Genomic DNA, 26,872 nt, shown 5'->3' with positions numbered 1-26,872 from the left:
GTAGCAGTTTGCTGTTATGAACTGTCTCAACTCGCCTCCCCATCTTCCCAGACGCGCCATGGCACGTCTCTACAGGCTCCCTTAGATGCAATAGAGGCTTACTTCCAACACCTAGAAGCCGTATTATTAAAGATTGGCTACCTACATCCCCATACCGCGACATCCCGCATGGAAAAGTTCAGACGCCTGTATTACCGAGCCATGCTTACCCCAGAAGAAGTCGCCATGCTCAGAGGGATTCTCCGTCAGACGGAATGGGCGGTACAATTTATGCCGAGGTCAGAACAGGAGGAGTCAGAATCCTAGATTGTCGGTCAAGTATTATGAGAAACCGGGTTTCTCGTGAGGATGACAACGAAATATTAAGCTTTCACCCAAAGAAACCCGGTTTCTTGACCGATGTCCTAGCGGCTGTCTTAGACTATAGACTTTCCGCCGATAAATTGGCAAAATAGCCAAGTTCACATCATCAGGAAATCATTGATGGCGGCTTGAAGAGTAAGGATTTAGACGTTAGTTGTGTTTGGAGGTATGTTCAGTGGCAGTGTCTAGGGGTAATAAGTATCAACCCGATCGCAACGAGTTCAAACCACGAGGAATCTATCATTCTCGTCGGCTTTCTCGTCAACGTCGCCCTCGACAACCCTTGCCCTTAGAACATGATCTTCATCCTCCCTCCTCTTCCACTTCACCACGCCGTCTGCGGGCGGTTCAATCTAATTCTGCAAATCCCAGTCGCCCCAAACCCATACCCCTAAACCCTACCACTCGGCGTTCCAGTGAACCCTCAATTTACCCAAATCTGAAGCTACCCAAACTGCGGACGATTAACGGGATACCGATCAGAGAAACGCCTCTGGGAAATCGTCAGATGCGTCGCCCTCCGGCTGCAACCCCCCTATCCCAACCCTTGAACCCACGTCGAGACAATAACTCCCGTAGGCAAACGCGGCGTTCAACGGTTCCCACTCCATCAGAGGCGAAACCGAAGCGTCAATCGTCTCGTGCTCAACCCACTCAGAGGGGGAAATCCCGGCGCCCTCGGCGTTCCCAAAAACGCTCGGCGGGTATATGGATTCACGTTATCCGCCTATTAATTCTCGGCGTGGGCATTGGCGCGATCGCAGGTACTCTATTATCAGTATTAGATCCCACCAGCAAAATGTCGATGCGCTCCAGTGAGGCGGCGCAGGGGAACCTTCAAGAAAGCCCGACGAATCAAAGCATTACTCCAGCCCTCCCTCTGCGCCAAGAAATCTCCCCTCTGAAAGCCCAAGTCCAAACCTTAGTCGCCAAAAATCCGAAACTGCAACCCGGTGTTTTTGTCGTAGATTTGGATACCGGTGCCTACTTAGACTGGGAAAGTAACTCCATTTTTCCCGCCGCCAGCACGATTAAAGTCCAGATTCTCGTGGCATTCTTTCAAGAGGTTGATGCGGGTAAAATTCGCTTAGATGAACCCTTAACTATGGAACCAGAAATGATCGCCAAAGGTTCAGGGGACATGCAATATCAAAAACCTGGGACTCAGTATAGTGCCTTAGAAGTGGCAACCAAGATGATTACGATTAGTGATAATACCGCCACGAATATGATTATTCATCGCCTCGGCGGTATCCAAGCCCTGAATCAACGGTTCATTTCCTGGGGATTAACCGCAACGGCAATCAATAACCCTTTACCGGATTTAGAAGGGACAAATACCACAAATGCCAGAGACATGGCAAACTTGCTGTATAAGGTGAATCAAGGGGAATTGTTGAGTCTGCGATCGCGCGATCGCTTATTGGATATCATGCAGCGTACTGTAAATAATTCCCTAATTCCTCAAGGATTAGGTACAGGGGCGACGGTTGCCCATAAAACGGGGGATATTGGTTCAGTATTAGGAGATGTGGGTATTGTGGATATGCCCACAGGAAAACGCTATCTTATCGTCACCTTGGTCAAACGTCCCCACAATGATGCGAGCGCCTCGGAGTTAATTCGCAACGTTTCCCGCACGGTTTATGACTATTTCAATAAACCAACGGCGACACCAAGTCTGAACTCGATGCCGATTAGCACACCTGCTATGGTGGTGAGTGGATTACTGATTGGTTTGCAGGGAACGATGTTGTAATTGTCTTATGTTTTATGTCATTCGTTCAAGGAAGAAAATTTATGGTTCAAGTTGACGTTGAGCGATATGCAGTACACAACTATTGATTTATTTTCGGGTGCTGGAGGCTTGACTACAGGGTTTCACTTAGCCGGCTTTCGGACAATATGTGCTATCGATCAAAACCCAAAAGCCTGAAGGGGTGACAAAATGAAATAACTTTATCCCCGGAGTTAAACCCAACTCACTTAGCTGTTGATAGTTTCCTTGACTATTGGCGGATATAAGTTGGGAAGAACTAAAAACTTTTGCAGATGTTTTCTCCTACTTTGATAGAGAATGGGTACAGGAAATAGCGCGGCTAATCTCTCAATCTTAACTTGTTTGTGTACTTGAAGCAGCCAAAGTAAAATTTCCAGGGTGAGGAGTTGAGATTCACTTAAATAATTATTAAGACAACTGTGATAGAATTGTGGTAGCATTATTAGTTGAGCGGTTGACTTGAACAAGAATAGACCGCTCTTTTTCACCATAAAACACATACATTGTTTTTTAAGTTTTTGGAATAGGACGCGATCGCTCTTCGTGTGCGAAGCACGTATCGCACGCATGAAAGGCTATGTCTAAACCTCCACCCCCAGAAAATAAGCTGAGGGTTTTAATCCGAGGAATAGCCTGTTGGCGCAACCATTGGCGCAAAGATTGACCAAATTTGTCTGTCCATCCGGTTTCTGGTTGAACTGAAAGCTGGGCTAAAATGTCCTGAAACCAATGTTTATTGGCGGGTTCAGCATTAGGTAAGTCAAGGGGTAAGGACAATTGACGCATGGTTAAATTGGTGGGGATAGACAGCCGATGGGAAGTTCAAACTCCGGGCTACAATCTCAAGTTCCTGATTATCATCTACGTTGCTAAGTACTTTCATCGGGTTTTTGGCTGGATTTAGGAAGCAAATCCTCGAATTTAAGCGATGGCATTGGATGTTGGTTGAGAGATTCTGTTATTGCCTCATCCGCTCTTTTCCTATACTTTTGCTGTAATCTCGCTTGCGCTTGTGCCTCGTCTTCTTTTCCAAACAAGTCTCGATAAAAGTTAACAAAAGCAGTTATAAATTCACTAAAACTCTCATCTTTATTATCTGAATATTGCTCAATTTGATCAGCAAATTTGCGTAGGTTAGCTGTCATTTTGTGGAGCGAGGTGGCTGATTCGGTTGAGAAATGTAAATTGTGCAATCTATCGGGAAATTGCTCTAACGTGTTACCCAAATCTATACCGTGAGCCTTGAGATTTGTTTGGATCGTGTGCATTTGCTGACGAGCTACATCAAGTCGAGCTGACTCTGGTGAGAGCGAACCTCCAATGATGTCCTTGAAAGTGGTGATTAGATTGTCTAAATCGGCTTTAGCTCTTTCCGGATGATTGGGCAAGTCTTCCAGAGAAATACCCAATAAAACAGCCATTAATTCTGATAGAGTTGTGGTTTGTCGCGGAGTTTCTGGAGATTGTCCGATGAAGAAGGTGATCCGATTAAACAAAGCATGTTTAGCTTGATCAATTGCCTGGTTGATCTGAGATTCTAGGCAGGCTGTTGCTTGCTCTTGAGTAATTTCATAAGAAGCTATTTTCGCGATCGCCACTTTTTTTTGTTCACCCTCTAGGTTATGGATTTGGAAATTGCCACCGGGGATCTCTTGGCGATTGGGAATTAGAAAGTAGCGAGTTTGGGTGGCATTAATCCACAAAGAATTTTTCTCTCCAGTGTTTTGATTTTCTGGAAGTCTTTGAGGTATAATTAACCAGGCTCCATCTGATTGCTGTTCGGTTTTCCATGCATCTGCATTCAGGTGGGATATAGCTTCAGATAGGGGTGCTGTCGTCCACAGTATAATTGGCAGTTTCTCCAGATATAATCTGCCATACTCTACTCTGGCTTTAATGGTTTCATTGGGTTGGGCTTCCCAAGATACGAAGCCACAATCTGCCCTTGTCATCCGCACCCCGGTACAGAGAATATCTATTAACCAAGAAATACTGGCATTATTGGCTTGTTCGCCTACTAAATGTCTAGCGATATCAGCGCCACCAAGATTCAGAGTCAACAGGGCTGAATCGTTTTGTTGGGGAGTAATTGCTATAATTACTGGATGCTGAGTTCCATCTGAAAGTTGTAGCGAGGTGGTTACAGGTTGGTAGTCCTCGGCGAGAGATTCAGAAGCTGTGTAGAGATTTTTAGGAAAATGAACAAAGTCAAAGGATGAAGACGTTTTCTTTTGCAGATGTTGTAAAAAAGAACGGATTGGATTTGAATAAAAAGGAGTTGGGGACAAAAAGATTATCGCCAGACTCTTTGGGTTAGTTGAAGTCGATGTAGTCGTCATAACTCAAAACACTTTATTCTATGGGGCTTCTGTCAAAAAAACCTTCAAGAGTCACTCCATTCCAGTTAGCTCCGTTAAGATTTGTATGGCTAAATAAAACCCCTTCTAGATTGGCTCCTTCGAGATTAGCGTCTTCCAGATTGGCTCGACTCAGATTAGCATAACTCAAGTTAACCTCTCCAAGATAGGCAAATTCAAGGTTAACTCCACTCAGATTGGCTCGACTCAGATTAGCTCGACTCAAGTTCGCCTCTTCTAGGTTTATTCCGTCGAGGTTAACTCCTTCCAAGTTTACATCACATAGAGTTGCGCCCCACAACGTTGCTCCTTTCAGGTTAGCCCCTTTCAGGTTAGCCCCTTTCAAGTTAGCATTACTGAGATTGGCATTACCCAAGTTAGCCCCCTCTAGGTTTACCCGTTCCAGGTATGCCATATTAAAGTTAATGCCACTCAAGTTTAATCCGCTGAGATTAACCTCTTCTAAGTTAGCAGCTTCAAGGTTAGCTCCATCAAAGTTAACTCCTCTCAAGATAGCTCTTCTGAGACTTGTCCTATTCAGATTAGCATTACTGAGATTAGCTTCGGTGAGGTTAGCTTCAGTGAGATTGGCATAGCTTAGGTTGATCCCGCTTAACTGGGCATAACTAAGATTTGCCTGGTACAAATTAAACAGGATATCCGGATTTTGTTTCCGCCACTGACTCCAGGCAATAACTCCTCGTTTCAAGTAAGCAAGATGTTCTGGATTTGCCATAAAAGATGCCCTTTTTCTCAGTATTCCTAAATTGAATTTGTCATTTCGGATTCACATTTTCCTATTACCGCAATCTCCAAATCTGAATCGTTTTGTCCCAAAATGCACAACTTGCAAGAAAATTGCCATCTGGACTAAAAACAATAGAGTTAACACCTTTTAAGCCATGTCCTCTCAGTTTGAACAATTCTTCACCAGTATTTAGGTTCCAGAAGCGAATTGTACCGTCTTTGTGACCACTTGCTAGAGTTTGTCCATCTGGACTGAACGTAAGACAATGAACACTTCCCAAATATCCGCAAATCTGGGTACGAATTACCTGATTAATGTCAATGTTCCAGAGTTTTATCGTTTCATCTAAACCGCCACTGACAAGAGTTTTTCCATCGGAACAAATAGCAATTGATTCTACTTCTTTACTATGACCAGTGAGTGTACCAATTAAGTTAGCATTTTGAAGACTCCACACTTTGATGCTCTTATCTTTACTACCGCTCACTAGCGTCTGTCCATCTGGACTAATGGCAACAGAAGTTACAGGATATGAATGATCACGAAGAGTACAGAGTTCTTCCCCAGTTTGCAAATTCCATAGCTTGATCGTCTTATCAAAGCCGCTACTGACTAAAATCTGTCCATCGGGGCTAATAGCTAAGGATGTGACCCAATTTGTATGTCCTAAAAATGTATGGATTTCCTGAGTAGTTTGAAGGTTCCAGACTTTAATTGTTTTGTCTTTGCTGCCACTTACTAAAGTCTGTTTATCTGGACTAAAAACAACCTGAAAAACAGCATCAGTGTGACCCTTTAAGGTGCAGATTTCTTGACCATTTGCCAACTGCCACAGTTTAATCGTCTTATCCTTACTAGCACTGGCTAATGTTTTGCCATGAGGACTGATAGCAAGGCAATAGAGGAAGTCGGTGTGTGCTTTGAGGCTATGAATAATTTCTCCTTCAGTCATGGCTATAATAATTCCTCAAACTCTAGGTTTACTGAGATTCGCTGTATAGTTAAGAGGCTGAGCTTCTCAATTAAATAGTCTTCAGACAAGAAACAAACAGTTAACTTTTATCCTCATCCCCCATCAGTCTCAACAAGCAATTTAAAAGCGTGGAAGCTTAAGCACCTTTAACCCAAGCCCCAAAGCTGGAAGAGTTTTTCGGTGTCAACTATCTTACTACCATCAAAGTTTTTAGATAAGTCAGGTTCAATCACTTGGCACTCTCCCTCTAGCGTCGGAGTCCCCGTACAACCGTAAAATCCACACTTATTAAATAAGGTATTTTTAAGTTTGAGATAGTTGAGATCGCAGTGGCGAAAATCACAGCGCTCAAAAACAGCATTATCGGGAGTCATAGCCGCAATATTTGCCCCTTTCAAATCGCAATTAATTAAACGAGTATTATGGAGCTTTGCCCCCTGAAAACGAGCATTTTGAAAACAGACATCTCGTATTTGAGCGTTTGTCCAAGTTGACCGATGGAGATCAATTTTGCTCCAATCTCCTCCCCGGATTTGTGCCTCGATAAAATGTCCGACATTAAGATACGCCCCAACAAATTGACAATTCTCAATAACCGCTTGATCAAGGGTTGCCATTTCTAGCATTGCGTTGTCCCAAATACAATTGATCAACTGAATGCTAGTCAAATTCCCCCCCCTAATATTGGCTTGGCTAAAATCGCATCCCTTAAATCGGGCGGCTACCAGATTAAAACCGGGCAATACAGCATTTTTTAAGTCTTCATTTTCCAGTACCAGACATCCCGAACCTTGGCGTCCTCTCCTTACCCATCGCTCATGTTCTTCGAGTGCCGCAAGATGCAGAAGCCACATTTCCATAGATAGATCGATCCTCTCTTGATAGATAAGTATTAAATCCGGGTTACTGTCTACTGTTTTATCGTTATACTGGAACTGGGTTACATTTTTTGAGAATAGCCTTCAGCTTCTTGTTTGAGTCGTTCTATATCAAAATTTTCTCGCTTTTCGCCGGGTAAAATCCTGTATTCAACCCCAGGGTCTCTATCCCCTTCATCAGGAATTTCGCTGAAGTAATAATGCACGTTATCGACCACGATAGGAATTTCATTGGTATTAAATCGACTCAGGATGGTATGAGCCAGTTCATACTCTCTTTGTAGAGACGTATTCATGACGCCACCTGCATCTGTATTCAGGATAGTTTTAACATCATGGAACAAGAACTTCAACAGTACCTGATTTTGTTCGACCGGATCAGCAACGGTTTGGGTGACTAGATTACTGGTGAGATTGGCTTCAACGATAATTCCTAGTTGTTGAATTCTGGTGAGCTGTTCTGGTGTGGCATGAGTAGCATGACCTAAACGAACAATGACTTGATCGGATAACTGATTGTTCGCTTTTAACTCTTCTAAGGTAGTAATCAGGTTTTCCAAGTTTTTCTGAGCAATTGTACGGTGTTCATCACTACTTTTATCGAGTTGACCTGTACTGTCTCTCTGGGGATAGCCTTCTCCTACATGAGGTCGCAACACAAATGTTGACTTTTGTTCTATTGCTTTTTGCTTGAGTTCTTCATAAATTTTCTTGAACCGTTTCATCCCCTCTGACGTAAAGCGACGTTCTGCGCCAGCAATGTCTATACCAATCGTTTGACCGTTACCCACTTGCTCTAACGCTCTTCTTTCGGGTGTCGCGATTAAGTGTTGTTCTTTGATTGGATGTTCACTTGCCAGTCGTTCAGAACTAATAATGTATAGAAATCGTACCTCTAATCCGTATTCTTCAAGCAGTGCTCTAAATTGCTCAGGGTCTATGCCACGCGGTAATCCTCCCTGCAATTCTGCATACTTAATGCCATCTGCTTTGAGCTGTTCTAATGTTGATCGAACTTGTTGTTCAGGAGTCGTTGAGAGTAGAACACTCCCTCTAATTCTATAGGTTTCATCGAAGGGAATCGTTGTCGCCGTCAGCAACTCTAGAAGTGTGACTTTTACAACCTTGGAGTTACTTAAGTTTAGTGACTCTCCATCGGCTTGTAAAATGCCATTGTTCTTCAAGACTTCTCCAATAACGGTTTTAGTGCTACCTGATGTATTGTTCCATAAGTCTGTCAAAATCTCACTAGGTTGTTTACCTGTCAATTCTATAAGTTTTGCAGGTTTCAAGATACCTGTAAAGTGATTGTGAAGTTCAACACCTGGGTGATTGAGTTCTTGACCCTGTTCATTATTTTTATCCGTTTTCAGTTGAGACTCTGGCTCTAACCCTGTTTTATCCTGTTCTTTATTCGCCCTTGGATTTGTAACAGTCGTTTCGGTTGGGGATTCATTGTCATGATTACTCTGATTTTCAGATGGATTCACCTCTGAGGTAGGAGGGGGGTTTTGCTGATGACTTCCTTCTTGATCGAAGGAATTTTTAGCTTTATAACTCTCCCCTTGGCGACGAACTTGCTTATTGATTTCAATACTTAAGCTAATCAGTTCTTGCCGCATCCCATTAATATCTTGTAAATCCAAGCCATACTCGGTTTGATACTCTTGAGCCACTTCTATGGCTTTTTCTGCTTTTTGATCTGGAGAAAGATCAGCATACTCATCTTTGCCTTTCTTGATCTTGAGCATCTGCTGCGCCATTTCGCGCATTCCTGTCACACGATTCTTCGTTGATTCCTCAAACTCGATAGGAGAACTTTCTAAAAGGTTTTCGATTTGGGTAAGCTGATCGACAGCATCCGTGGCTCGATCTAAATATTTACCGCTTGTCCAGAGTGAATGACCCAAACCTTCATGATCGGTGATATGTTCAAGGGCATAGCTAACTTGTTCGTTAAATGAATTTAAGTATTCTTCGGGTGACAGTTTCCGACCTAAACTCATCTGCTGATTGCCGACAACATGTTGAGCTGCACCGCCTGTGTAATAAGCCTGGTTTGCAAAAATCAGAGCTTCGCTTTGTTTCTTATTCCATTCAACAGTTAATTGATTAAGCCGTTCCTTTTTTTGCTGATTCAACGGTTCATTCCGCTTATCGCGCAAGGGTTCTAGTTCTTTTAATATCGCTTTAACCTCTTGCAAGCGCTGAGTATAGAGTAGGTTGCTTGCTTCGATTTCGGCGTTTGGATTTTGAGCCTTAATCGCTTCTACATCATCTTCCGGCTCAACTTTTTGCTTGGTTGGATCAGAATATTCTAGCTCTTTTTGTTTATTTAATTCAACAATTTTAGCATCGAGTTCAGCTCGAATACCTGTGTAAACGTCATTCGCCTTTTGGAAGCGATCGCTTGTTTGGCTGTGTAGATCAGAACCTGATTCGATTCCGGCTAAGGTTTCTTCTTGGAATTTATTCCATTCCTGATCAGTCATGTTCCGCCGCTGCTGCGCTAAAGACATGACATCTTGATCAGCTACAACTATGGCATCCGTTTCTGCATCAGCGGCGGCGTTACGTTTCTTCTCTGATTCATACTGTTTATTGAGGTCTTCACTGAATCGCTTAATTTCGTGCTGGACTACCGTTGGTGAATCTAGATTTCCAGGCTGGAGTTTGAGATCTTTGGTTAGCTTGCGTATTTCAGTTTTTAATTTTGTGGCTTTCTGATTCAGGCTATCAATTTTAGCTTGAATCTTTGTAATTTCAGCTTCCAGTTCCGCTCGCTTGGTTTGGCTCTCCTGATTATTGTCTTGCTCATCTAAATCACGAAGCGCTTGTTCTTTTTCCTTGAGAGTCTGATTGGCTGTGTCTGTCTCATCAAAGGTTTTCTGTAGGTTTTGAAGTTTAGATAGCCTTGTTGCTGTTGGGCTATAAGCGGCATCGGGAATAAAGCCTGGTGTATAAACATTGGTGTCAAAAACTAAACCCGCCTCTCGACCAAATTTACTTCTAAAGAGAGCATTAAAATTTTGGACGGCTTCAATGGCTTGAATCGCTCGATTTTTTTTATCTTTATTTCTACTGTAAAAGACTATATCGTAATCTGAACTCAGATCAGCGCTACCTGCTGCAATTTGCCGGATTGGGCCTCCGCTACCCTTGTCTCGAAAGACGACCTCTACATCTTGGTGACCTTTTTTGATTTCGTTAATCACTTTTTGAACTTCTTTTTGGCGGTAGTCTACAAGTTGCTGCATCAATTGGGGATACTGTAGGTAGTTTGCTTTAACTTGCTGCCAATCATTTTGGGCATGATCCATCAATTTGTTGATCTGAGTTTTAGTTAAGGGATTGCCTTCAGTATTTCCTCTCAAATACTCTTGTTGTTGGCGACTCAAGCGGAGATTCAGGGCAGCATTCAGGTCTTGTAAGCCTTCATCTTCACTCTTTTTCGGCTGCGACTCTTGCGGTTGATTGGTCTGTTTACCGGGCTTATTGGCATCGGCTGCAACAAAGCCAACACCAGGATTGACATCCATCTCATCCAAGGTGTTTTGGTGCTGCGTTAACTGCTGTTGCAGGTTTTCGATATCGGCTCGGAGATTAGCCTCAGCATCAACATCCAAGTCCCCTGTTCCCAAGCGTTCCAAGCGCTCATCAATAATCCGAGGCAGTTTTTCGACCTCCAGTTTGGCTTCCCACGCTCGCGAACCGACTGGTGGTGTGCCATTCTTACTGATCCAGTTCTGAATCCGCTCTTTGAGCAGGCGTATTCGTCCGGAAAATCCAGAGTAACGCTGCATCAGCCGGACGGTTTGGGTATGCAACTGGATATCTACTGCACTTGCATCCAGCCCTACTCGCATATGAACGTTAGTCACCAGTCCATTGGCGTCTACATCATAATGAACGCGGACTGTATTGCTAGGTAAATCGGGATCGACGTTGATGGCAACCTTACCCTGCAAGTCATTGGGTAGCGCTGCTGTTAATGTTTTCTGTAGATCTGGATTCAGGGATGTATCTTTGATTTGATCCGATGGTATCTGGGTTAATCCCTCATCCTTGATGGGTGTCGATGGCGGTGTTTGCCCAATCGGTTGATTGGTATTTGGGTCAATTATTGGCGTGGGTGCGGGTGTTTGTCCAACGGGTTGATTGGTATTCGGATCAACTATTGGTGTCGATGGCGGTGTTTGTCCAACGGGTTGATTGGTATTCGGATCAACTATTGGTGTCGGATTAGAAATGTCACCGACTGGCGGGAGAGGTTGGTTGAGATTTGGTACATCGGTGGACGGGCGATCGCCTCCTCCCAAATTTCGCAAGCGATCGCCATAGGCCCGATTTGCCCCTCGACCCACGAGATTGCCAAACGCTGATGTACCCGCACTTTCACCAACCGTCTGCCAAGACAACTCCTTGTCCTCGAAGACGACTTGACCTGTGACATCGGTAGCGGTTTCGCCAATCGTGTCGGTAACAAATTCGCCCCCCGTCTTGAACGCAGCATTATCGATTTGGTCTACACCCAGCTTGGTTCCCAACTTGCCAAAGGCTCCACTGAGAGCCTCACCCCCGGCATTCCCTAACAGGGAAGTACCAAAGCTGATTCCCACCATCGACAACGAGAATGCCTCACCCACTGCCAGTCTTTGACTGATATCGGCACCCATCTCGCCCAGCGATTCAATGCCAAATTTAGCCCCAGCTTTAGTGGCTGTATTCGTCAATAAGCCTGCTGCTTTTTCCGCACCCCGCAATCCCACCAGTTGCAAGACACCACCAACGGCACCAAATCCTGCTTGGGTGGCGTAAGTTTGCCAGGAGGACATCTTGCCATCAATTAAGTCATTCGCGCCCTGTTTCACTAACGCTCCGGTTGCGCCAATCAATGCCGCTAACCCAATGGCTGCAACTAATCCCACACCCGACGCTGCCAACGCCACGATCGCAACGGTTACGGCAACGGTGATCACAATGTCGATTAAAATCTTGACCACACTCTTCCAAGCTGGCTGAACTTGGTCGGCGGCTTCTTGGGCTTTCTCCTGGATCGTTTGCCCTAAGCTGGGATTTTGGTCGGAGCCTTTGAGGGAACCTCTCAGACCATTTTCGAGCTGTGTGGTACTTTCAGCTAATTTTGTGTTCAGGTTTTTAATGACACCATCAAGCTGCTGCTGTACACCTGCGGTCAAATTTTTCAGTTCACCCACTGTCGTATCTGCACGACTATTAACCCCATTCGTGTGACCATTTTGCAACTGCGTGAACGCTTGGCTGGCACGCTGCACCTCTTGGGCAATAGTCGTATTAAACTCCTCAGCCACCGTCGTGCCAGCAGCCGATGCCTGCTGAGTCACCGTATTGATACTGCCCAGCATCTCCTGAGTCTGTTGATCAATCCCCTGTTCCGAATTGCTGATCCCCGTCTCCAGGGATGCCTGAGTCGCTGCCATCATGCCATCAAGCTGACCCTGTGCCTCCGCAATCACGGCGTTGACCACTGGTAGATTTGGGGTTTCCATGCCTTGAGCTTGGTCAGCAAATTGCTGGAATGCGCCTTGCACGTTAGTAGTTGCTTGGTTAACCCCTGCTTGCAGCGCCGCTGTTACTTGCTCGGCATTGGCATTAATTCCCAGTTTCTGCTGTTCCCCTAAACTATTGAGCTGAGTTAACTGGGTTGCCTGCATTTGGTCTAAGGAACTCAGGGTGGCATTGAGATTCTGATCAATGCTTTGGAGTTGACCCTTCAAGGCTTGGGATGCCCTGTTCAGCGCCGATTTCTCAGACTGGGCGAGTTCTTGCAGGGCAGCCTTGTACTGGAGGTGCAGCTCGTTGCGAGTCGTCGCCACAACCTGCTGCATTCCTTTGACCACTTCCGACTGGCTGGTGGAGAGTTCTGCGGCTTTTTCATTGGCGTTTTGCTGTAAGCCGTCACGATAGGAGGCAGCGACATCCCCGGCTGCTTTAATCTTGGCTTGGCGCCAGTTTTCAACGTAGGTTTCTCTGTCAAAGCTTTCCAGAAATTCCGTAATAAAATTACTGGGTTCTGGGGGAGATTCACCTGCAAATTGTTTTTGGTAATCGTTACCAATTTGGATGGCTTCCTTGCCAACCGTCACCCCAGCGGCTCGGAAATCTTGGGCAGCTTTGGTGAAGGGTTTGGCAATACCAGACGCCATTCCCGTCTCAATTTGCTGGAGTTGAGCAAGGCTCGTTTGGTATTCTGTTTGGATGCGATCGCGTGCGGCGGTTGTGGAGGATTTAACCGCCCCGACAGTGGCTTGGTGCTGTCCAGTGACCTCCTGTTTTGCCCCTTGCGCCTGAGTTTGAACGTGGCTACGGGCTTGAGCCATAGCATTAGTAATTGTCGCTTGATTTTGGCTGATTGCCATATCCACAGCAGCCACAGCTTGCCCCGCCGATGCCTGGATGCGAGGTGCAATGGTTTGTCCGAGGCTGCCGATACTTGCCACGCGCTGTGAACCCGAAGCCATGAATTGAGACATCGCCGCTTCTGCCTGAAGGCGCTGCTGTTCCATGGAGCTAGCCACCTGAGCTTCAGGAATGGGATGAGCGACAATGCCTTGATTTGCAGCCGTTAGAGACGCTTGGGGATTATCAGTTTGGCAAACAACCATACCATTTCCCGCCGCACCCAGAACTTTTTGGGGGTTGAGGGCAGCAATTCCTGCCTCGGTAGTCACAAAGGTGGGCTTGATTTGAGGTGGAGTAAATGCTATGCCTGTATTGGTTGGGGGTTGTGAGTTAGCCGCCGCCGTTTCTATCTGACTGCTGGTTTGCGCTACCGCCCTTGCCGCTTCCGCTTGTTTTCCAGCCACTTGTTCTTTTTGAGTGGTGACTTTGGCAACAGCGTTTTGATCGACTTTTTCCTCATCAGTGGGTGTCTGTTTGGGGGTATCTCCTGTAGCGTCTGGACTCTCTTGCTCTCCAGCTTGAGCGGTAGCGGTTTCCTCTTTTGCACCTGCTTCCGTTTTTGTCTCCGGCTCACCTAGATTTTCTGTTGTTTCGGCTGTCTCTGTTTCCGTTACGGCTTCAACAGCCTTTTGCGCGTCTTGGTTAGCCGTCTTGGCACTGGCGACATCGGGATTCGTGGACTCACTCTTACTGTTTTCCGCCTGACTCTTGTCCGTATTGGCACTATCAGTATCAGCGTTCTTATCCTTACCTTTTTCGTCCTGAATGGCTACTTTCCGTTTAGCTTGAGAATTGCTCTCCGGCTGGTTCCGAGCAGGCTCCCTATCTGGCTCATTTTCCGCCGCCGCACTTGTGCTTTTGGTATCAGCAACGGCATCGCTCTCCGTTTCAGTTTCCTCTAGGGTTTCAGATTCGCTTATTCCCTCCTGTGTGTCGTCTGAGGGGGTTTCCCTCTTGGTTTGAACGGGAGTCTCAGACGTCAGCCGATTCAACCCATTCAATCTCAGATTGGTTCTCTGTCCTAAAAGCGGTTGATACTGAGTCTCTAACCCCTTTTGGGGCAGCTTCCTCTGCACCGAAGATGGCTCTTTTCCTGGAGCATTGACTGGAACTTTCAGCCAGTTGGAACTCAAACGGGATGCTCGTTCCTTTTGAGCTTGTAAATCCGGGATTTGGGATTGCGGCTTTTGCGTTTCTGCCTCTGACTCCCCAGGAGGGGTAACACCTTCTGTTTCAGATGACTCCTGACCCTGTGATGCGGCGGCGGAGGATTGTTGTTTTTCTGATTCAACAGTTTCTTCTACCTGTTCTGATGTTGCCTCAACGTCTGGTACTTCCTGCGGCTGAGAGTTATCTTCTGATCCTCCACTAGCAGGCTTTTGCTGAATGGGTTGCGGTGGAGGTGTTTCTGATGCTTTAACCGGGACGTTCAAACCGTTGTAACCCACAAAGGCTGCTTGTTCCAGTTTCTGTTGCAGAAAAGCCTTCTGTTCTTCAGGGGAGCGCCGCACCACCTTTTCCGGCGGCTTGGGGACTTTGAAGCGGCGCCGCTGCAATGGATTGGGCGCTGGCGTCCGATTAAAGGGTGAGGATTTTTTTTTGCGGATGGGTTCTTGAAAAGACATTGCCAAACGTGTCCCCAATCAATGCTGATCTTTTCTGTGCCTCCATCAACCGCCAATGGCGTGTGTGGGAAGATTCAGAATAAAATATCCTCAATTTTACCTTGGAGATAAGGTAAGCGCTCCTTCCTCTCATCAAAACTTAACAAACTCGCGATCGCTTTGGTTAATCGAGGTATTCTTATAACTTTGCCCCCTGACTAAGCCTTTTCATTGGATAGCTTTTCCGCTGGGATTAAATACCAATAATCTTGGCTATTTCGTACTTATACCCACAAAGCCAACCTCTTAATAAAAAATTATCGAAAGTCCTGATTCTCACCCCTTCAAAACCTCAGCCTTATCGGTTTTTTCCCAAGGTAATTCCAGATCCATCCTGCCCACATGACCATAAGCCGCCAACTTTTGATAAAATCCTCCCTTGGTCAACGAAGGCAAAAATCTTAAATTAAAGTGGCGAATAATTCCCGCCAGACGAAAATCAAAATTATCTTTTAAACGAGCAATGATTTCCTGTTCATCAACTTTGCCCGTGCCAAAGGTTTCAACTTCAACACTCACCGGGCGAGAAAGTCCAATCGTATAACTTAATTGCACCTCACATTCATCAGCTAAATTCGCCGCCACCACATTTTTCGCCGCATATCTGGCAGCATACGCCCCAATTCTATCAATCCGAATCGGATCTTTTCCACTCAACGCCGCACCACTATGTTTAGAATATTCCCCATAAGTATCGATCGCGTTCTTCCGTCCCGTCAATCCTGAATGCAGTGAGGGTCCCCCGCCAATCACCAAACCATCGGGATTGACGAAGATGCGAGTATTTTCATCCGGGTGAATCGCTTCGTCGTTTAACGCCGGCTGAATCACCGCCTCCTGAATGTCATGGCGTAGTTGATCGAGATTGGGTTGTTTCTCATTGTTTTGACTAGCAATAATCGTCATGCTATGAATGCGAGTCGGTTGACGATTTTTATATTCAACGCCAACCTGAGTTTTGCCATCGGGGGCGAGATAGGGCAGTATTTTATCCCGTCGGGCAATATCTAATTGTCGTGCCAGTTTATGGGCGAACCATATCGGTAAGGGTATCAAGGCTGGGGTTTGATTACAGGCAAATCCAAAGACTGTAACTTGATTCTTAACCGGGATTTCTTCTATTTGGGCATCCGATAGCTTTTTCTCATCAAAATTATGGATTTTATCGGGTGGTAATTCTTCCAGACTGGTTAAAATACTACAGGTTTTGCTATTAAAATCCGGTCGGTCATACCCGACTTCAGCAATTACTTTTCGGGCAATATTGGTGAAATCAACATTGGCATTGGGTTCAAATCGGGCAGCGAGGAAGACAATTCCGGTAGATACGGCGCATTCGGTAATTACCCTAGCATAAGGATCTTGCTGCAATAAACGATCTACAATAGCATCACTGATGCGATCGCACAGTTTATCCGGATGTCCTGGGGTAACGGATTCGGATGTGAACATGAAGTCTTTTTTCATATTCTTTCTCCTGGGGAAATAGGGAACAGGGAACGGGGAAGATGGGAGATGAGGGAGATGGGGGAGATGGGGGAGATGAGGGAGATTATTACCCATCAACAATCAACAATGAACCATCAACAATCAACAATGAACCATCAACAATCAACCATCAACAATCAACCATCAACAATCAACCATCAACAATAACAAATTACTCCTCCTGCTGTGACAGTTTGAGATCAAAATTTTGCTTTTTGGTGCTTTCATTCACCACTAAAGGTACTAAAGCACTACTCCCAATCACCAGACAATCCAGAACATCTACTGGCGCCAGATTTAACAACGTTCTTAACCCTGGAACCATTGTCGGCAAAAGTTGAATAGCAAAGGAACCAATAATTGCCCCATCCATGTAAGGATTGTGTGGCAAGGGGTCTTGCTTAAAGTCAAAAATACTCTGGCTTTCGGAACGACAACTTAGGGTATGTAAAATTTGTGCCATAGTTAAACTCATGAAAATAATTGTACTTGCCTTTTGCCCCATACCATATCTTAAAAGACCATAACTATAAGCCGTCATCGCACTCAGGGAAATTGCCGCCGATTCCGAAGCAATTCGGGCAAAATCTGATTCCTTGATAATTGGTTCCTCCGGATCACGAGGGGGTGATTCCAAAACATTCGGTTCTGGCGGTTCTAATGCTAAGGCAAGTCCAGGGAAAATATCACTAACTAAATTTAACCACAACAGTTGCATGGCATTTAATGGTTCTCCTAATCCCATCGCTGTGGCTATCGTCGTCACCATAATTTCACTCAGATTGGTGGAGAGGAGAAAATGCACGGCTTTTCTAATATTGTTGTATATGGTGCGTCCCTGACTCACGGCATTAATCAGGGTTTGCAGGTTGTCATCCTCAACCACCACATCCGCAACCTCGTGAACCACCTCACCACCGCCAGAACCCATGGCGACTCCCACATTCGCCGCCTTTAATGCGGGAGTATCGTTAATTCCATCTCCTGTCATCGCCACAACTTGTCCCGTGGCTTGCAAAGCTTGAACAATTTGTAATTTATCGGCTGGACTAATTCGGGCAAAGACATCTACTTTATCAAATAAAGCTTGCATCTTTTCGGGGTCAAAATGGGCAAGATCAGAAGAATCCAGGATTTCTAATTGCTGATCGCGACTCAGATTTAAGGTTTTGGCGATCGCATAAGCTGTGGGACTTTGATCCCCGGTAATCATTACTGTATTTATTCCCGCTTTATGGAACCCCTCCATCAACTGGGGTACTCCTTCGCGGATCGGATCTGCCATTCCTGTAAGCCCCAACCAAATTAGGTCTGTTTCTGCCTCTTCGTCGGGGTTTTCAATCGTAGTATAAGCCACTCCCAATACTCGTAGCGCCTTACCCGCCATTTTCTCATTTTCCAGTTCTAATTCCTGTTTATCCTCATCACTCAAAGGGAGAATTTCCCCATTTTTCATCCAGGAATTGCACCGTTCTAAGACTTCAGCCGGACTCCCTTTCACGGCGACAAACTTGTGAGATTCATCGGTTTTGTGAACCGTACTCATCAGATTCCGCCCTTCACTGCGGGGATTCATTGTTACCAAAGGATACTCCTGTCGCAGCGCGATCGCCTCAATCCCAAACTGAATTGCCATATAAATCAGGGCGTTTTCTGTAGCAGATCCATTAACCTCATAGTCGCCGTTTTCAGTTCGATTTACCTCACTTTCACTACAAAGTACCGATACCTGAATCAGTTTTAATAGTTCTGGATAATCTTGGGGATTAACTGGTTGGTTATCTTCGGTGACAAAGTGATCCTCAGATTGGGTAATAATCCCCATCGCCGTATGCACTTCTGCCACGATCATCTTATTCTGGGTAATGGTTCCGGTTTTATCTAAGCAAACCGTTTGTACTGAACCCAATGCCTCGACTGCATCCAAACCGCGAATTAGGATGTTATGCTCTCTCATATCCTGAATCCCCAGTGCCAATGTTGTCGTGGCAATTGTCGGGAGTCCTTCGGGCACAGACGCCACGGCTAGGGATATGGAGGTTTTCAGCATCGGTAATAAACCATACCCTCGCAGCAATCCTAAACCAAATACCAGGGTACAAATTCCTCCCCCTAGCATCACCAGTTGAGATCCCACCTCATCCAGTTGTTTTTGCAGAGGGGTTTCCGTTGCTGTGGTTTCACCCACCATTTGCTGAATTTTGCCGATTTCGGTAAATTTCCCCGTGGCGACAACCACCGCCAATCCCTTCCCGGCGGTGATAAATGTGCCCTTGTACGCCATATTTTCCCGTTCAGCTAAGGGAACGTCTTGACTTTCTAGTGGTTTTGTGATTTTTTGAACCGGAAGACTTTCACCGGTTAAAGCCGACTCATCAATTTGCAAATTATCTGATTCAATTAATCGCGCATCAGCGGTGACATAATTACTCCCTTGCAGGACTAAAATATCACCGGGAACAATAGTATCCGCGTTAATCTCTTGCTGTGTCCCCTCTCGCATCACCAGGGCTGATAATTCGCGATCGCCTTTCAGAGAACGAATGATTTTTTCCGACTGACTTTCTGTGGTGTACCCAATCACCGCATTCACGCCAATCACACCCACAATCGCCAACATATCAGCTAATCCGCCCGTTAACAGCGAAATACCAGCGGCGGCACCGAGTAAGGCGACTGGTAAGGAGTTAAACTGTTCACTTAAGATTTCCCAATCGGAACGAGATTCGGATTCGGCTAAGGTGTTTGTGCCGTAATTGTTCAGGTTTTCTTCAGCTTGATCTGGCGATAATCCGGACTCTTTTGAGGTATTCCACGCTGCTAAGACTGCCTCACTATCCATCAAATGCCAGTCTTTGGCTGGTTGATCTTCACTGGGTTCAACCGCTGGTTTTGTTTCAGATGTGGCTTGAGGGGGTTTGGATTCAGGTTGCGGTTTTTTTTCATACTCTAATACCACGTCTTCAATCAGTGAGGCGATTTGATTGTGACGTTGATCAGAATTAAATAAAACCAGAAGATTTCCGGTTAGGGCGCTAGCCGAAACCTGGCGAATTTCTGACCGATCTGAGAGTTGGCGTTCTAGGTGTTTCTTCAGGGATGGCGAACGGTAAAGAGGATTAACTTTATATCTTGCCCTCCCTTTTACGCGAGTATGAATGGCTTGAATTTGGTTGGTCATTTGTCATTTGTCATTCGTCATTTGTTATTTGCGATAATTGAACGGTTAGGTCAGGGCGGGTTTAGTCGCATCTGGGTGAGACAAAAAATGATAGTCGTGAAACCCGCCCCTACATTTTTATTCTTCATCCGCCATCATCCTAGCTTTCTCCCTAGCGTTCTCCTTTCCTGGAGGTAATGGCGATTTATCTCGGTCATGGAGTTTCACAAAGCTATCAAAGGAATACCAAGCAAACGTAATCCAAGGAACGTCATCCAGTTGTAATCCTTTGGTCAGTAACTGTCGTACCGCCAACGCGCCAAATCCTATGGATAAAAATACCTGTAAATCGGCTACTCCATTGGTTAACCGTTTCACTTGTTCATTGAGGTCATCCATTGAATCCATGACCTCAGTAAATGCCTGGGCTTTTGTATGGGGAACATAGGTTGGTTGGGCTTTCCCATTAGCTTCAGCTTGCTGTGGTTCCCCTAAATCCGCCTGAATCTCCGCCATCGCATCATCGAGGCGTTCTCTGGCTTGGGCTACGGCTTCCTGACAGCGTTGGGAAAAGGCAATGCTTTCTTTGAGTGCAGCTTTAGCTAACGGTTGCTCCAATATAGCGGCGGCGGGAAGTACAATTGGTGCAAGCGCGATCGCACTTAGCCCTTCTATCGTTAATGTCTCTGTTGCCTCTTGTGTCTCATAGTCTGACGCCATTATCAAGCCTCCTCTGGTTTACCCACAGAGGAAATGTAATTCAATATAATTCTTGAATGCATCACTCTTTAGATTTAGATTCAGCTTCCTCGGTAACTTTATGTTAACTAGATGACAAACTTGGGCAAAACGAAGATATTCATGGTCATCGTTGTTTGTTGATGGCGATGAACCATGAACCATGAACCATGAACCATCAACCCTGACAATTATTGGAAGTTATAACCGACTCCCAGCAACAGTCCGACAGCGGGGTCATCAAACAGCGAGGCGCTCACGGAAGCCGTTGCTGTGACTTGAGTCGTCAACGGTACATCCACACCTCCCGTAGCCAGGAAATCCACTGAACTGTCATCTCCTGTCGAGATGGCGATTCCAGCGCCAACATAAGGAGATACTCTCGCACCCAAGTCTTCGGTTACATCCACAGTCACGTCGGTGACAGCAGGGGTAAAGTCGAGGGTGACAGGGAGCAGAATTGTCGGATCATCTTCGATCAGGACTGATGGACGCACCGATACATTGCTAGTTAAGCCAATTTTGCTGAAGACAGCAAAGCTTCCTTCACCCAGAGCCGTATCTCCATCTCCCAGTCCAATATTACCGCCAATTCCGATATAGCTGGAACCGGAACGAGTCGCTCGACCGGGCGATACCTCTGTTGTGTCAATGTCCAGGGGTTCCGTCGGAGCATCCGGTGGCGGTACGGTTTGCTGAGCTAGGTTGGGTGGGGGAGTTGCGGGGAGTATATTTCCTGTATCGCCAGTTGGGTTGAGTTCTGAAGGATTGGTTGGGAACCTGCTTTCATCGAGAGAGATTGCGGAACGTTTTAAACTCTCCGCACTGGTTGAAACATTTTGCCACGGATAAGGTGAATCTATTCCCTGGTGAGGAGAGGATTCCGCCGTTTCCGCTCGAACTGACGGTATACTCGATACTATTATCAACGCAATAGTACTGATCAACGAACAAGTTTGTCTGAAAGCGAAACTATTCACACTTATACCTTCTGAGTAAACAAATTATGTCAAAACGCGCTATTCGGGCTTCTGGGTTGTCTTAACTTCCCAATTTGGCAGAAAATGGCACGATTTGCTTGATTGAGCTAAAAGAAGCTTACCTGTAATCAGTTCGTTTGACTTCTACCCAAAGAAAAACATAATATCTACCTTAAGGTAGATAGATTGGAGAGCGTTGGTATAGTAAATAAATTGGTCTGTAAGAATTCAAAATTCCCAATTGAAAAGGTTTCTACCTTAAGTTGAATTGCCTGTTTCACTGCATTCAGTTCAAAATGCCAGTGAGGGACGCTTGAGGGAAACTAATTATTATGGATATCAGTACAGTTTGGGAAGACTTAGCTTGGCAACAGGGTGGTAAGATTGTTTATTTAATTCTAGATGGGGTGGGCGGATTGTCCGATTCAGACAAAGGCGGGACGGAATTGCAAGTCGCCCAGACGCCGAATTTAGATAAATTGGCACAAGAATCGAGTTGTGGTCTATTGGAAATTGTTGGTCCGGGAATTACACCGGGTAGTGGTCCGGGTCATTTGTCTTTATTTGGTTATGATCCCCTGAAATATAATGTGGGTCGCGGTGTTTTATCGGCGTTGGGAATCGAGTTTGACCTCAAGGAAAATGATATCGCGGCGCGGGTGAATTTTGCCACGATTGATAAACAGGGTAATGTTTCCGATAGACGGGCGGGTCGAATTGCGACGGATGTGAATCGTCGTCTGTGTGAAAAGATTCGGGACAAGGTTAGCTGGGATTTTGAAGGGGACTATTTCTTTGAAACCGTCAGCGAACACCGGGCGGTATTTGTGTTAAGGGGTCAGGGATTAGGGGGAAATTTAGCGGATACTGATCCACAAACCACAGGCGTTCCGGCTAAAGATCCGACACCTGAATCAGAAGACTCCAAGAAAACCGCCGAATTGGTGCGATCGTTTATTGATCAGGTACAGCAGGTTTTAGCCGATGAAGACCGGGCTACTGGGATTTTAATGCGCGGGTTTGAGCAATATCAACCCTTGCCAGCCATCCGCGATCGCTTTAAACTTGATGGGGTTTGTGTGGCGGATTATCCCATGTATCGCGGCGTGAGTCGCTTAATCGGCATGGATGTTGTGCCGCGTCCCGGTGGCATGAAACAACGATTTCAGGCGCTGCAAGATGTTTATGGGGAAAAGTACAATTTCTATTTCCTCCATGTTAAGCATTCCGATAGTAAGGGAGAAGATAGTAACTTCGAGGGTAAGGTAAAAGTCATTGAAGAAGTGGATCAGCTTTTACCCTTAGTTACCGGACTTAATCCTGATGTGTTAGTCGTGAGTGCAGATCATTCCACCCCGGCGGTAATGGGACAACACAGTTGGCATCCTGTCCCCGTGATGATTCATAGTAAATATGCCCAAGTGGATGATGTGGCGACATTTGATGAATATGCTTGTGGGCGGGGGATGTTAGGATTGCGTCCTGGGGTGCAGTTGATCGGGTTAGCTTTAGCACATGCGGGACGATTACGCAAGTATGGGGCATGATTAACCAACATTAATCGGACAGGTAGGGGCGCATAGCGATGCGCCCTTGATTCTGAATTAAAATAAAGAGCAATTGATAATCGCAATAGCCCAATGACACCTCAACTCATGATTCAACCCTCAGCCCTAACGTCCTCCGGCATTAAAATGAGCGAATTCGGTAATATTTATCTCTTTCGGTTCAACGATAAGCTACAATCTCGCTTTGAAGAACTATTAGAAAAAAGAAAAACAAATCAACTAACCCCTGAAGAAGAAGTAGAATATGCTGGAATCTCAGAACTCCCGCGAATTTGGGTCTTCCAGACTTAGTGTGCTAAACTATCAGTTTTAATAGCCAAAAAGCAAGCTAAATACTAAATAAGGACTGTAGCCTCTAAGCTACTCAAAACAACTTGAAATCCGGGTCTAAATGGTTGAAGCTCTTGCTGTCCAAAATTTTGGAGTTTCCAACTAACAATTTAGCACACCAACTACGGAAGACCCGCGTTTATGGCGCTAAAGCGCAACTACGAACACTGGACTCCGGAACAAATCCTCGCACTCGCCCCTGATGCTAAGTCTGCCCAAAATGGTCAAGGCTTGGCACGTTTATCGAAATGGCAAGGATTAGGACAGAATCAGGATGCGGTGTGGGGAGAGTGTAAAGGAAGTGGCAGTAAACCTTATCAAACCCAAATCGATTTAGGCGAAACGGCGTTTAAGTGCAGTTGTTCGAGTCGTAAGTTTCAGAATTGTTATAAAAAGATACGTATAAGGGATCGCTCAAGCTTGGCAGAGGGGAGCAAGAGACCCATTGATTTCTGTAAAGATTCTATGAAGCTCAGCTATTGGAATATATATTAAATTAAATTATATTTCCGACAAAATATGGCAGATATAGGAGGTGCATTGATCGGATTTTTGTAAATAAATTTTACAAAGTTCGTCCGAATCTAACGAGCTATAGCTAATTGACTGGTATAATGAATAAATTTTACTCACCCCCTGAAACTTAATCGTCTCAATTTTGTATAAGTTTGTTTAATTTATGCCGATATAAAAATTGTGTGAAGATTAAACTTTATCAAACTTTTATGTTTGAGTTGACGGTATTATATACCTATAGTAAAAAAATCAGCAACTGAACGGTTAGGATGGAGTGTAGTATATATGGTTAACCTTCCTCAAAAAATAGCAGCAATAACCGCTGGTGCAGTTTTGGGATTTTTAGCATTAGAAGCTAAACCAGCACAAGCCGCCGAGTTTTACGATTATGCCGAGTTTGAATTTGTGTTTGGAGATGGATATATTGGAAATCTAGATCTATATGATGGTCTTGACGAAGGCTCTTTATCTTTTGAGGTAGGCGCTGATAATCTCAATGCGATCCAAAGTTTATTAGCAGGTGTTGGCACAAAAAAAGTTAGCTTAGAGGAGTTGAAATCAGCAACATCGAATGTAGATTTTGATTTTGATTATGGTGGTCTTGCAACTTTTGAAGGTCTGAGGTATGGCTATTTTGTAGGTGATGGATATTGGAGTAGTGGCGATGTAATCGGCGATCCGGTTTTTACTTTTGATTCAGGTGAGTTGATAGGTCTAGAACTAGACTTACCAACTCACACTAGTTCAGAGGGCTATTGTTATGCTGGTGGAAGCATTGCAGATGTGTGTGACACATTTACGGAATATAACAACTTTTTTATTGAAGGAAATCAGTTTTATCAGGAAGTAGAATTATATCTTGAAAGTTGTGCCTATTTTTTAGATCCTGAATTTGGAACTGACTTTTGCTATGAACCTTTCGTGCTGTACAGTGACGCTGTTTCAGGTGACATCAATTTCACGACGATTGATCCCCTCGAACTTCCCCCTCAAAGTGTTCCGGAACCCAGCACCTTAGCTGGTTTATCCTTACTCGGTCTAGGTTTACTTGTGAAGAAAAAAGCCGTTAATCTGAATCAGGATAGAGACTGAAGATAAATTTCATAAAAACGGAGATGGAAAATTTATAGGTTCGGATATCCAATCCGCTAGCATAAATCCTTTTTCCGCCCCGATTGTAGAGACTTTGCATGAAGTCTCTACAATGTTTGTGTTGGTGAGCCAAAAAGGAGTGAACTATTCCCATTCTGGCGTATAGTGATGATCAGTGGAATATTTATAGCGCTACGCATTGAGGTTAGGACAATAAAATTAGGTGAAAAGGCAACAGGCAACAGGCAACAGGCAACAGATAAATGTCCTAACGTATCCCCGTAGTGCTATAACTGAAGCAGAAACCGTTCAAGTGGGTGTAATGTGTGCGTCACCGGAACGGGAATGGTTTCAAGTCATCTTTGAAGATGTCCATATCGAGACACTTTGAACATTGAATCAGAAACGACAGAGAAACGCTACGCGATCGCAGATAAAATAAACGGTTCTTCAGGACTTATTATGCTAAACTGTTAGTTACTACATCAACAAACACGCTCGACAAATGAAGAGACAGCTTACTCAACTTCTTGGTTTGCAAGGCGTCATAGTCAAATCTAAAAAAAACCTTGAAAAAGCCTTAGTATTAGAAGTTGAATCCCAATCAAAAACGCCAGCTTGTCCAACTTGTAAGAAGCCTAGCCATCGTCTTCATCAAAATCATTGGCATTTAATTAAGGATTTACCTTGGGGAGAAACTGAAATATTTTTAAAAGTTAACCGCCGACAATTTAAGTGTAATCACTGTCAAAAACCCTTTAGTGAGGAATTGAACTTTGTGGGAAAACGAAAAAAATATACCGATCGCTATGCACAATGGATTACTGAACAGGTTGTGAATAGCAATCTGCTCAATGGAGCTGCGAAGGAATAATTTAACAGAATCTGAGGTCGAATCAATGATTAATCAAATTAGCCAAAAAAAATTACCGATTAATCTCAAGTCTTTAAAAAGATTAGGTATAGATGAAATTAGTTTAGTCAAAGGACAGGGAAAATTCATAGTAGTTTTAGTAGATTTAGACACAGGCAAATTAATAGGCTTAGTTCCAGAGAGAAAATCAAAAGTGATTGAAGAAGTGTTAAAAACCTGGGGGTTGGAAATTTTAGAACAGATAGAAGAAGTTAGCATGGATTTATACAAAATGTATAAAAGTGTCTTCCATAAACTCTGTCCAGATGCGGTGATAACAGCGGATAGATTTCATGTAACGAAGTTGTTACATCAGGACAGGAACTAAATCAAGGACGTATTGACCAGAAGAGAACAGCTTTAGAGCTGGGAATAGAACCAAGATCGAAACTTTTTTCTAATCTTAAGGGGGGGAATATATTTTACTAAGAAATAAAAAAGACCTGAAACAAAAACAGAAAGAAAAATTAGAGCAAATAAAAGAAACTTCCCCTCAACTAGCTATAATGCACGCCCTCAAGGAAGAATTTACGGAGATATTTGAAAGGTGTAAAAATGTAGGAGAAGGGACGATAAAATTAGGAGACTGGCTAATGAAAGCTGGAAAATTTTTTCCCAAGACAGTTCAGACCATCAAAAACTGGTTTTGGGAAATAGTGGGCTATTTTGAGCAAAAAACGACCCAGGGCATCGTCGAAGGAATTAACAATAGATTAAAGGTAATAAAACGTTGTGGTTTTGGATTTACCAATTTTTATAACTTTAAAAAAAGAGCTTTATTGTTTTGGCATTTAGTTGATAGTTTAGCATAATAAGTCCTGAAGACCCAGATTTAGGTGATTCCGTTTCAGGGTACTTTAGCGTAAAATCGAAACATAAGTAC

Annotated in this window: 18 protein-coding genes and 3 pseudogenes; 10 read left to right on the top strand and 11 right to left on the bottom strand. The window is 44.6% G+C overall.

Annotated elements, in window-relative coordinates; translation table 11 throughout:
- The 4 genes and pseudogenes from ACLFWI_RS05255 to ACLFWI_RS05240 form a co-directional block, all read left to right on the top strand.
- Window positions 1-306 (top strand): annotated as a pseudogene (locus ACLFWI_RS05255) (RNA methyltransferase); the annotation flags it as partial.
- A 17-nt stretch (window positions 307-323) separates the two neighbouring features.
- Window positions 324-455 (top strand): hypothetical protein, encoded by a 132-nt coding sequence (locus ACLFWI_RS05250; protein ID WP_446412051.1) that lies wholly within the window; start codon window positions 324-326, stop codon window positions 453-455.
- A gap of 83 nt (window positions 456-538) precedes the next feature.
- Window positions 539-2,122 carry a serine hydrolase gene (locus ACLFWI_RS05245; RefSeq protein ID WP_446412050.1) on the top strand — a complete coding sequence of 528 codons (1,584 nt, stop codon included), beginning with the start codon at window positions 539-541 and terminating at the stop codon, window positions 2,120-2,122.
- 66 nt (window positions 2,123-2,188) lie between these two features.
- Entirely contained in the window at window positions 2,189-2,299 is a 111-nt protein-coding gene (locus ACLFWI_RS05240; protein ID WP_446412049.1) for a DNA cytosine methyltransferase, read from the top strand.
- Between the two features lie 50 nt (window positions 2,300-2,349).
- Here the strand turns inward: ACLFWI_RS05240 and ACLFWI_RS05235 are convergent, their stop codons facing one another.
- The 11 genes from ACLFWI_RS05235 to ACLFWI_RS05185 all read right to left on the bottom strand — a co-directional run bounded on the left by ACLFWI_RS05235 (window position 2,350) and on the right by ACLFWI_RS05185 (window position 21,519).
- Window positions 2,350-2,583 carry a hypothetical protein gene (locus tag ACLFWI_RS05235; RefSeq protein WP_446412048.1) on the bottom strand — a complete coding sequence of 78 codons (234 nt, stop codon included), beginning with the start codon at window positions 2,581-2,583 and terminating at the stop codon, window positions 2,350-2,352.
- 70 nt (window positions 2,584-2,653) lie between these two features.
- Window positions 2,654-2,929, bottom strand: coding sequence for a hypothetical protein (locus ACLFWI_RS05230; RefSeq protein ID WP_446412047.1), 276 nt, complete (start codon window positions 2,927-2,929; stop codon window positions 2,654-2,656).
- Window positions 2,930-3,012: 83 nt separating this feature from the next.
- Window positions 3,013-4,482 (bottom strand): hypothetical protein, encoded by a 1,470-nt coding sequence (locus tag ACLFWI_RS05225; RefSeq protein ID WP_446412046.1) that lies wholly within the window; start codon window positions 4,480-4,482, stop codon window positions 3,013-3,015.
- A gap of 13 nt (window positions 4,483-4,495) precedes the next feature.
- Entirely contained in the window at window positions 4,496-5,236 is a 741-nt protein-coding gene (locus ACLFWI_RS05220; protein WP_446412045.1) for a pentapeptide repeat-containing protein, read from the bottom strand.
- A 64-nt stretch (window positions 5,237-5,300) separates the two neighbouring features.
- Entirely contained in the window at window positions 5,301-6,200 is a 900-nt protein-coding gene (locus ACLFWI_RS05215) for a WD40 repeat domain-containing protein (RefSeq protein ID WP_446412044.1), read from the bottom strand.
- A 167-nt stretch (window positions 6,201-6,367) separates the two neighbouring features.
- A complete protein-coding gene (locus ACLFWI_RS05210; protein ID WP_446412043.1) occupies window positions 6,368-7,081 on the bottom strand; it encodes a pentapeptide repeat-containing protein in 714 nt (237 codons plus the stop codon).
- 80 nt (window positions 7,082-7,161) lie between these two features.
- Entirely contained in the window at window positions 7,162-15,165 is an 8,004-nt protein-coding gene (locus ACLFWI_RS05205; RefSeq protein ID WP_446412042.1) for a hypothetical protein, read from the bottom strand.
- Between the two features lie 315 nt (window positions 15,166-15,480).
- On the bottom strand, window positions 15,481-16,671 hold the full coding sequence (gene metK / locus ACLFWI_RS05200) for a methionine adenosyltransferase (RefSeq protein WP_446412041.1): 1,191 nt from the start codon (window positions 16,669-16,671) through the stop codon (window positions 15,481-15,483).
- Between the two features lie 193 nt (window positions 16,672-16,864).
- Entirely contained in the window at window positions 16,865-19,873 is a 3,009-nt protein-coding gene (locus ACLFWI_RS05195) for an HAD-IC family P-type ATPase (protein WP_446412040.1), read from the bottom strand.
- Window positions 19,874-19,990: 117 nt separating this feature from the next.
- Window positions 19,991-20,572: a hypothetical protein gene (locus ACLFWI_RS05190; protein WP_446407263.1), complete on the bottom strand. Its 582-nt coding sequence runs from the start codon at window positions 20,570-20,572 to the stop codon at window positions 19,991-19,993.
- A gap of 209 nt (window positions 20,573-20,781) precedes the next feature.
- Window positions 20,782-21,519: a hypothetical protein gene (locus tag ACLFWI_RS05185; RefSeq protein ID WP_446412039.1), complete on the bottom strand. Its 738-nt coding sequence runs from the start codon at window positions 21,517-21,519 to the stop codon at window positions 20,782-20,784.
- Window positions 21,520-21,902: 383 nt separating this feature from the next.
- Here ACLFWI_RS05185 and ACLFWI_RS05180 point away from each other — a divergent pair, with 383 nt between their 5' ends.
- From ACLFWI_RS05180 to ACLFWI_RS05155, 6 genes and pseudogenes are all read left to right on the top strand, one after another.
- On the top strand, window positions 21,903-23,117 hold the full coding sequence (locus ACLFWI_RS05180) for a 2,3-bisphosphoglycerate-independent phosphoglycerate mutase (RefSeq protein WP_446412038.1): 1,215 nt from the start codon (window positions 21,903-21,905) through the stop codon (window positions 23,115-23,117).
- A gap of 93 nt (window positions 23,118-23,210) precedes the next feature.
- Window positions 23,211-23,429 (top strand): hypothetical protein, encoded by a 219-nt coding sequence (locus tag ACLFWI_RS05175; protein ID WP_446412037.1) that lies wholly within the window; start codon window positions 23,211-23,213, stop codon window positions 23,427-23,429.
- Window positions 23,430-23,609: 180 nt separating this feature from the next.
- Window positions 23,610-23,846 (top strand): annotated as a pseudogene (locus tag ACLFWI_RS05170) (hypothetical protein); the annotation flags it as partial.
- Window positions 23,847-24,269: 423 nt separating this feature from the next.
- On the top strand, window positions 24,270-25,076 hold the full coding sequence (locus ACLFWI_RS05165) for a PEP-CTERM sorting domain-containing protein (protein WP_446412036.1): 807 nt from the start codon (window positions 24,270-24,272) through the stop codon (window positions 25,074-25,076).
- Between the two features lie 223 nt (window positions 25,077-25,299).
- Complete coding sequence (locus ACLFWI_RS05160; RefSeq protein ID WP_446412035.1) at window positions 25,300-25,467, top strand: hypothetical protein; 168 nt, start codon at window positions 25,300-25,302, stop codon at window positions 25,465-25,467.
- Window positions 25,468-25,581: 114 nt separating this feature from the next.
- Window positions 25,582-26,801: pseudogene (locus ACLFWI_RS05155) on the top strand (ISL3 family transposase).
- The last annotated feature ends 71 nt before the right edge of the window (window positions 26,802-26,872 follow it).

The sequence above is a fragment of the Coleofasciculus sp. genome, from assembly GCF_046539235.1.
GTDB lineage: Bacteria > Cyanobacteriota > Cyanobacteriia > Cyanobacteriales > Coleofasciculaceae > Coleofasciculus.
Note: the sequence above shows the minus strand (reverse complement) of the source record. Positions and strands in the feature narration are given on the sequence as shown.